This is a genomic window from Curvibacter sp. GW821-FHT01G03 (assembly GCF_059422285.1).
Window position 1 is genome coordinate 92,248 of sequence record NZ_JBWKWP010000021.1, and the last position, 7,673, is coordinate 99,920.

The following is a 7,673-nucleotide window of genomic DNA, read 5'->3' on the forward strand; positions in this document are numbered from 1 at the left end:
CCGTAGCCACGCTTGCTGCGGTGCAGCCAAAATCGGGCGCCAAGGAGAGACATGATGGACAGAATCTGGTTGCAGCACTACCCGGCCGGCGTGCCCCAAACGATTGACCCCGAGCAATACCGTTCGGTCCCCCACCTGCTGGAGGAATCGTTCCGCAAATTTGCCGACAAGCCGTTTTCGGTTTGCATGGACGTGTGGATGAGCTATGGCGAGCTTGACACCCTGTCGGCGGCATTGGGCGCCTGGCTGCAATCGCGCGGCCTCGAACCCGGGGCTCGGGTGGCCATCATGCTGCCCAACATCCCGCAATTCGCGGTCACCATGGCGGCGGTGCTGCGCGCCGGCTACACCTGCGTCAACGTCAATCCGCTCTACACCGCACGCGAGCTGGAGCACCAGCTCAAGGATTCAGGGGCCAGTGCCATCATCATCCTGGAGAACTTTGCCCACACCCTGCAGGCAGTGATCGACAAGACGCCGATCAAGCAGGTGGTGATGACCTCGATGGGTGACCTGCTGGGCGGCCTCAAGGGCGCTTGGATCACCTTTGCCGTGCGCCACCTGGCCAAGATGGTGCCGCCTTATCAGATCCCGCTGACGCCCGGCCGCAGCGTGGTGGCTTTCAGCCAAGCCCTGGCCGAGGGACGCGGCTTGAAGCTGCAACCTGCCAACAGCAACCTCGACTCGATCGCCTTTCTGCAGTACACCGGCGGCACCACCGGCCTGTCCAAAGGCGCCACCCTGACCCACCGCAACATTGTGGCCGCCACCCTGCAGGCCGATGCCTGGTTCAAACCGGCGCTGGCCCGCATTGGCGACCCGACCCAGATCAACGGCATTGCCGCCCTGCCGCTGTACCACATCTTCGCGCTGACCCTGTGCCTGCTGGCCATCCGCCAAGGCTCGCACCTGACGCTGATTCCCAACCCGCGCGACATCGGCAAATTCATCAAGGAGCTGAAGAAGCGCCCCTTCCACATGCTGCCGGCGGTGAACACGCTGTTCAACGCCCTGCTGCAACACCCCGAGTTCAAGACCCTTGATTTTTCGCACCTGTGCATCTCGCAGGCCGGCGGCATGGCCGCGGCCGAGGGCACGGCCAAGGCCTGGCAGCAAGCCACGGGCTCGGCCATGATCGAAGGTTGGGGCATGAGCGAGACCTGCGCCATCGGCACCAACAACCCAGTCAACAGCACCGTGTTTTCAGGCTCGATCGGCCTGCCCCTGCCCAGCATCGACATTGCCATCAAGGACGACGCCGGCAACACCGTGCCGCAAGGTGAATCGGGCGAGATCTGCATCAAGGGGCCCAATGTGATGACGGGCTACTACCAGCAGCCCGCCGAGAACGCCAAAACCTTCACCAGCGACGGCTTCATGCGCACCGGCGATGTGGGCGTGATGGACGACAAGGGCTACACCCGCATCATCGACCGCAAGAAGGACATGATCCTGGTCAGCGGCTTCAATGTGTTCCCCAACGAACTGGAGCAAGTGATCTCGATGTGCCCCGGCGTGCTTGAATGTGCCGCCATCGGCGTGCCCGACGCCAAGCAGGGCGAATCGATCAAGGTCTTCGTGGTGCGCAGCGACCCGGCGCTGACCGAAGACGATGTGGCCCGCTACTGCCGCGAGAACCTCACCGGCTACAAGCACCCCAAGTACATCGAGTTCCGAACCGAGCTGCCCAAGACCAATGTGGGCAAGATCCTGCGACGCGAGCTGCGCAGCAGCGCTGCGGCCCATTGAGCCCGAGGCATCCCATGGAGGGCCCCACCCTGCCCCCGGGCGTCAGCGTATTCGAGCGCGGCTGGCTGTCGGCCAACAACATCCTGCTTGACGGGCCCGATGGGGCCACCTTGGTCGACACGGGCTACGCCAGCCACAGCGACCAGACGGTGGCCCTAGTCGAATCGACGCTGGGCCCGCGCCCCTTGGTGCAGTTGCTCAACACGCACCTGCACAGCGACCACTGCGGCGGCAATGCAGCGCTGCAGGCCCGATACCCGGGTTTGCAGACCTGGATCCCACCCGGCGAAGCCGAGGCCGTGCGCAGCTGGGACGAAAACCGACTGAGCTACCAGCACACCGGCCAGCAATGCCCGCGCTTCGGCTTTGACGGCCTGCTGCAACCCGATACCGAACGGGTGCTGGGCCTGCAGACCTGGCAGGTGCATGCGGCGCCAGGGCATGACCCGCACTCGGTGATCCTGTTCGAGCCCGCCAGCGCCACCCTGATCTCGGCGGATGCGCTCTGGGAAAACGGCTTTGGCGTGGTCTTCCCCGAACTCGACGGCGTGCCCGCCTTTGACGAAGTGGCCGCCACCCTGGACCTGATCGAGCGCCTGACTCCCCGCACCGTGATACCGGGGCATGGGGCCGTCTTCCACGACGTGACGAGCGCACTGGCCACGGCACGCCGACGGCTGGACGGCTTTGTGCGCACCCCTGAGCGCCACCAGCAATACGCCACCAAGGTGCTGCTGAAGTTCAAGCTGCTCGAGTGGCAGGAGATCAGCCTCACCGAGTTGCGCCAATGGATGGAGCACACCCCCTACATGGCCGAAGCCGCCAGGCACGGTGGGGGCACCTCCGCGCAGGCCTGGCTGTCCGACCTGGTCGACCAACTGGTGGCCTCGGGGGCCGCCCGACTGCAAGGGCAGCAACTGCTCAACGCCTGAGCCAGCGCGCTCAGATGTTGTCCGTCACCACCGGCGTCTTGCTGCCCGCGGCCAGGGTGATGCGGGTGCGCTTGAGCACTGGGCTGTCGGGCACCGTGCCGCTGCTGGTGAGGGGTTTCATCTTGGTGTAGATCACTTGCAGGCTGCTGGCCGTGAGGGTGGCCGAGGCATAGCCCTGGGCGTCGTGATCCACATAGGCGAAGTCGGGGTTGTTGCCTTTGAGCACGGCGTCAAACACGGCGGGCGAGGTGACCAGGGCCGCCAAAGGGGTGGTTCCCGCACCGGCTTTCACATAGCTGTAGAAGCTGGAACTGCTGATGCCGGCGCTCACAAAATCGACCACGGCAGGCGTACCGGTGCTGGTGTCGGGCTTGTCGCGCACCACACCGCACTGGAAGGCGTGCAGGTCACCGGTGATGGCCACCACGTTCTGGATGTTGTTGCTGGTGATGTGGCCCAGCAGATCGGCCTTGTGGCTGGGGTAGCCATCCCAGCCGTCACAGTTCACCACGTACTGGGCGTTGTACGGGGCCGGCGCGCTGGCCCGCAGATCCAGCCAAAGCCGGCTCAGCATCACTTCGTTGCCCCACACCTTCCAGGTGGCACTGGAACTCGACAGGGTCTGCTTCCACCACGCGGTCTGGGGGGTGCCGAGGATGGACGGCACGCGCCCCATCGCCTGGGTCTTGAGCGCCTCGAATTGCTGCAGCACCGGCACCTGCACAAAGTAACGGGCCCCGATCGAGTCGCTGCCATTGATGGGGTCGTGCCCCTGGGCCGCGGCAATGGTGGCCTCGTCCACCACATGGTCGTCCCGGTACAGGCGCTCATCGGTCATCACCAGGTGCATCAGCGTGCCAAAGCGGAAGTCACGGTAGATGCGCAGGTTGTTGAAAGCCGCATTGGCGCTGTCGAAAGACACATCGCCGAAGTCGACCGGCAGGTACTCCACCCAAGCCTGGTTGGCAGCACGGCGGCGGGCCGTCTGCTGCAGGTTGGCGTTGGTGTAGGTCTGGTGGTCCTGCCAGCAGTCGTCACTGAACTCGTGGTCGTCCCAGGTGGCGATCATGGGAAACTTGGCATGGATGGCCTGCAGGCGTGCATCACCGCGGTAGGTCTTGTAGAGGGTGCGGTAGTCGGCCAACGTGGTGGCATACACCGTGCCGTCGCTCAGCTTGGTGCCGTCGGGCAGGCTGATGCGGGCGTGCGCGGGTTCGGCCGCGCCACTCTGGAAGGCGGCCCCCACGGTCTCGTAGATGTAGTCACCCAGGTGCACCACAAAGTCCAGGTCCTCGGCCGCCAACAGGCTCATGGCAGCCCAGTGGTTCACGCTCCAGTCCTGACAGGTGAACCAGGCAAAGCGCAATTGCGCCAGCGTGGCCGTGCTGGCCGGGGCGGTCTTGCCCACGCCCACGGCGCTGACGTCATTGCCGGCCAGGAACCGGTAGTACAGCGGCGTGGCCGCTGGCAGGCCGGTGACCTTGGCGCGCACCGTGTTGTCGTAGGTGGCGCTGGCCACCAGGGGCAGATCGGCCAGCAAGTTGATGAACTGGGCCGACGTAGACACCTGCAGACGCACGTTGATGTCAGCGCCAGCCCCCGTGGCGCGCACGCAGCGGCTCCAGAACACCAGGCTGCTTTCACGCGGGTCGCCGCTGGCCACCCCCTGGGGAAACTGGTAAGTGCCAACCCCTTCACTCCCACCGCCCCCGCCACAGGCGGTCAGGGAGGCGGCAGCCACGGTGAAGAAGGCAGAACGGGACAGGAATTGGCGGCGATCCATGGGAGGTGCTCTTGAAGATGGAATGAGCACGCAGCATGGATGCCTGCGATGACAGGTGCGTGAAACCAGACAGATGGACGGAGGTTCCGCCCCCCGCCAGGGCACGGGCGCGCAGGCCCGCGCTCAGGGCAGATCAGTACTGGGGTCGGGCACGCCTTGGTCACGCGGGCCCACCAGGCCCAGCCGACCTTTCAACGATTGGGGCTGCCCGGTGATCAAGGCGGCGTACACCGTGGTATTGGCCAGAACCTTCTTCACGTAGTCGCGGGTTTCGGTGAAGGGGATGTTCTCGGCCCAGATCGCGGCCTCCAGCATGGGGCCGTTGCGCCAGTTGCGCGGCCGGCCCGGCCCGGCGTTGTAGGCCGCGGCAGCCATGGGCATCGAGCCACCAAAGTCGTCCAGCGCCAGCTTCAGATAGGCCGTGCCGATGGCAATGTTGGTGTCACGGTCAGAGAGCTGGTCGGGGGTGAAGCCCGCCAGGCCGATCTTCTTGGCCGTCCAACGTGCGGTGGCCGGCATGACCTGCATCAATCCCGAGGCGCCCACGCCCGAGCGGGCGTCCATGATGAAGCGGCTTTCCTGGCGGATCAGGCCATACACATAGGCGGGGTCGAGGTTGATCTCGCGCCCGCGCCGCAGCACCTGGTCCCGGAAAGGCATGGGGTAGCGCTGGCTGGCATCGAACACGCTGCGGGTGCGTTCGCTGGTGTTGATGCAGCGGTCCCACACCTCGCGCTGGCAGGCCAGGTCGGCAGCGGCCAGCAGGTCACGCTCGGCCATGCCCCCCGGGCTGTGCAGGTTGGTGCTGTAGTTCCATTCGCGGTTGCCCTCGGAGCGCAGGCCAATGGCGATGGCGTACAGGGCCCGGTTCAAGCCGGCGTTGTTGCGCGCCGCCTCTTTCTCTTCGGGCGACAAGGGCACAGGTGCCGGTGGCAGCACCAGCTTCTGGCCCAGCTCATCGAGCGCCAGTTGCTCGTAGAAGCCACGGGGGCCGGCAATGGCCTGCAGGGGCTGCAAGGCCTCGCGGCGCTCGGCCTCGTTGCGCGCCAGGGCCAGTTGGGCCCGCGCCCGCCAGTAGACCCAGATGCTTTCCTGGCGCGCCTCTTCGCTCATGGCCCGCAAAGCGCCCAGGGCCTGGCGCCACTGGCCGGCCCGCAGCGCGGCGCGCACCTTCCAGCCCAGCAGATCATCGTTGAGGTCGGTGTCGCGGTTCACCTTGCCAAAGTAGCGCGCGGCCGACGGATCGAGCTTGAGCGCAGCCTGCTTGCCGATCACGCCCAGCACCCAGTGCTCTTCTTCGGGCAACAGCTGCACGGCCCAACGGGTTTCCAACAGGGTGGCGGCGGCGTCGGGGTCGCTGAGCGCGATCTTGATCAGGGCCAGCACCACCAGCTCTTGCCGTACCCGGCTCGGGGCCGCGGCACGCTTGGCCAAAAACTTCACCGGGCTGTCGTTGATCAGGCCCAGTTCGGGCAAGACCTCGGGCGCCACCACGCCCACCGCGTTGCGGGCGGCGCGAGGCCGGTTGGCCTCGGTGGCCAGGCGTGCCTTGCGCCAAATATCGAGCGCAGTCAAACGCTTGCCGGCATAGAAGCGGTCCGCTGCCAGGGTGCAGCCATCTTCGGCCTCGCGCAGGCCGTGCCACAGGCGCCGCACCTCTTCGGCCGCACCGGGTGCCGCCACGCCCTTGAGGTAGTCCACCGCCAACGCATAGCAGCGCAGTTCGCGGTCGTCACCCATGCGGTACAGCGGGTATTGCGCCGCAAAGCCCTCCCAGTCGCGCCGTTGGCCCAGCAATTGCAACCAGTCGGCCCGCATGCGGTCTTCCTGGTAAGTGCCGACATAACGCGCCATGAAGGCCTCAACTTCATCGGCGCTGGCCTCGTTCAGACGGGCACGCAGCTCCCAGTAGGCGGCCCAGGGTTCCAGCGCGTGGCCGCGTGCCAACGGCAGCAACTGGGCCAGCTTCTTGCGATCCCCTTTGCGAAAGGCCTGACTCATGTCGACCAGCACGTCATCGGCCCGGTTCTGGCCCGCCATCGAGGCCCCTGCCAGGCCCCCGGTTTGCGCCCAGACCCCAGCGGCTGAACAGCTCAAAACCAGAGACACCAGAAGCGGTGTCAAAATCTTCTTTAGATACATGAGGGAATTATGGACAAGTTAGCGGTTCGCAAGGCACTCATTGAGCAACGACTGAACCTGCCAGACAGGCTACAGCGCGCCGAGTTGCTGCAGCGCGTGATGCGCATCTGGCTGGTTGGTCGCACCGATCAGGTCATTGGGGCCTACTGGCCCATCAAGGGCGAATTCGACCCCCTGCCCGCCTTGCACCGCTGGAAGGAAGACGGCGAACTGCAGGGCGAGCCCCAGCTGCGCCGCATCGGCCTGCCGGTGGTGGACAAGGTGCACAAGACGCTGACCTTCCACGCCTGGTACCCGGGCTGCCCCATGGAAGAAGACGCCTACGGCATTCCCAAGCCGAAGGACACCGAGCTGATCGTGCCCACCCTGCTGTTCGTGCCCTGCGTGGGCTACGGCCCTGGCGGCTACCGCCTGGGCTACGGCGGCGGCTTCTACGACCGCACCCTGGCCGCCCTGGAGCCCCGCCCGGTGACGGTGGGCCTGGGCTACACCCAGGGCTTTCTGCCCGACTTCGAGCCCGAGGCGCATGACCAGCCGCTGGATGCGATCTTGAATGACAACGGGGTGGTTTGGCCGGTGGGGTAAGGGGTTTGCTGCAGGCGCCGTGAGGGATCTTGTGGTGCCGCTGCGCTCTGTTCCTTCTGCTCTTTGTTGAAGGTCGGAGGCCGGGATTGCGCCCCGGCGGGCGCCTCACTTTCTTTGTCTCGCCAAAGAAAGTAAGCAAAGAAAGGCGACCCGACGTGCACGCCCTGCTGCGCAGGGTCCGCTGCGCTGCTCAACTTGGGCGGGGTCTCGCTAAACTCGCTACGCTCAAACAGACGCGAGCCCTTTTTCCGCCCAAGTCTGCGCTGCTCGCCGTGCCCAACGGGAGGTGGGGGTCGGGAACCGACGGCTGCTGCTGCGCAGCGGCGCCTGTTCGTTTCACTCGGAGGGCGCGGCTGCTTCGCAGCGCGGGGCCGCACAGACGCTCTGCCCGACACAACCAACACCGACTCACCAGCGCCGCTGGATGCACAAGGTTCACTGATTTCGCCAGTGCCTTCGCAAGCCCGCCCGCACCCGCCTTT

At 65.9% G+C, this 7,673-nt stretch carries 5 protein-coding genes; 3 read left to right on the top strand and 2 right to left on the bottom strand.

The features are described from left to right. Positions 1–54: 54 nt before the first annotated feature. Positions 55–1,749, top strand: a complete 1,695-nt coding sequence (locus AC07VS_RS24795) for an AMP-binding protein (protein WP_494752311.1) — start codon at positions 55–57, stop codon at positions 1,747–1,749. A 14-nt stretch (positions 1,750–1,763) separates the two neighbouring features. Then, on the top strand, positions 1,764–2,681 hold the full coding sequence (locus AC07VS_RS24800; RefSeq protein ID WP_494752307.1) for an MBL fold metallo-hydrolase: 918 nt from the start codon (positions 1,764–1,766) through the stop codon (positions 2,679–2,681). A gap of 10 nt (positions 2,682–2,691) precedes the next feature. On the opposite strand, the gene AC07VS_RS24805 is transcribed toward AC07VS_RS24800, so the two are convergent. Beyond that, a complete protein-coding gene (locus tag AC07VS_RS24805) occupies positions 2,692–4,464 on the bottom strand; it encodes an alkaline phosphatase D family protein (protein ID WP_494752308.1) in 1,773 nt (590 codons plus the stop codon). Between the two features lie 123 nt (positions 4,465–4,587). After that, on the bottom strand, positions 4,588–6,606 hold the full coding sequence (locus tag AC07VS_RS24810) for a lytic transglycosylase domain-containing protein (protein WP_494752309.1): 2,019 nt from the start codon (positions 6,604–6,606) through the stop codon (positions 4,588–4,590). A 9-nt stretch (positions 6,607–6,615) separates the two neighbouring features. On the opposite strand from AC07VS_RS24810, the gene AC07VS_RS24815 reads away from it, so the two are divergent. Then, positions 6,616–7,191 (top strand): 5-formyltetrahydrofolate cyclo-ligase, encoded by a 576-nt coding sequence (locus AC07VS_RS24815; protein ID WP_019575970.1) that lies wholly within the window; start codon positions 6,616–6,618, stop codon positions 7,189–7,191. The last annotated feature ends 482 nt before the right edge of the window (positions 7,192–7,673 follow it).

What these genes read in the sequence shown, in the direction of transcription:
- AC07VS_RS24810 (WP_494752309.1), bottom strand. Translation starts at nt 6,606, where the DNA reads ATGTATCTAAAGAAGATTTTGACACCGCTTCTGGTGTCTCTGGTTTTG.
- AC07VS_RS24800 (WP_494752307.1), top strand. Translation starts at nt 1,764, where the DNA reads ATGGAGGGCCCCACCCTGCCCCCGGGCGTCAGCGTATTCGAGCGCGGC.
- AC07VS_RS24815 (WP_019575970.1), top strand. Translation starts at nt 6,616, where the DNA reads ATGGACAAGTTAGCGGTTCGCAAGGCACTCATTGAGCAACGACTGAAC.
- AC07VS_RS24805 (WP_494752308.1), bottom strand. Translation starts at nt 4,464, where the DNA reads ATGGATCGCCGCCAATTCCTGTCCCGTTCTGCCTTCTTCACCGTGGCT.
- AC07VS_RS24795 (WP_494752311.1), top strand. Translation starts at nt 55, where the DNA reads ATGGACAGAATCTGGTTGCAGCACTACCCGGCCGGCGTGCCCCAAACG.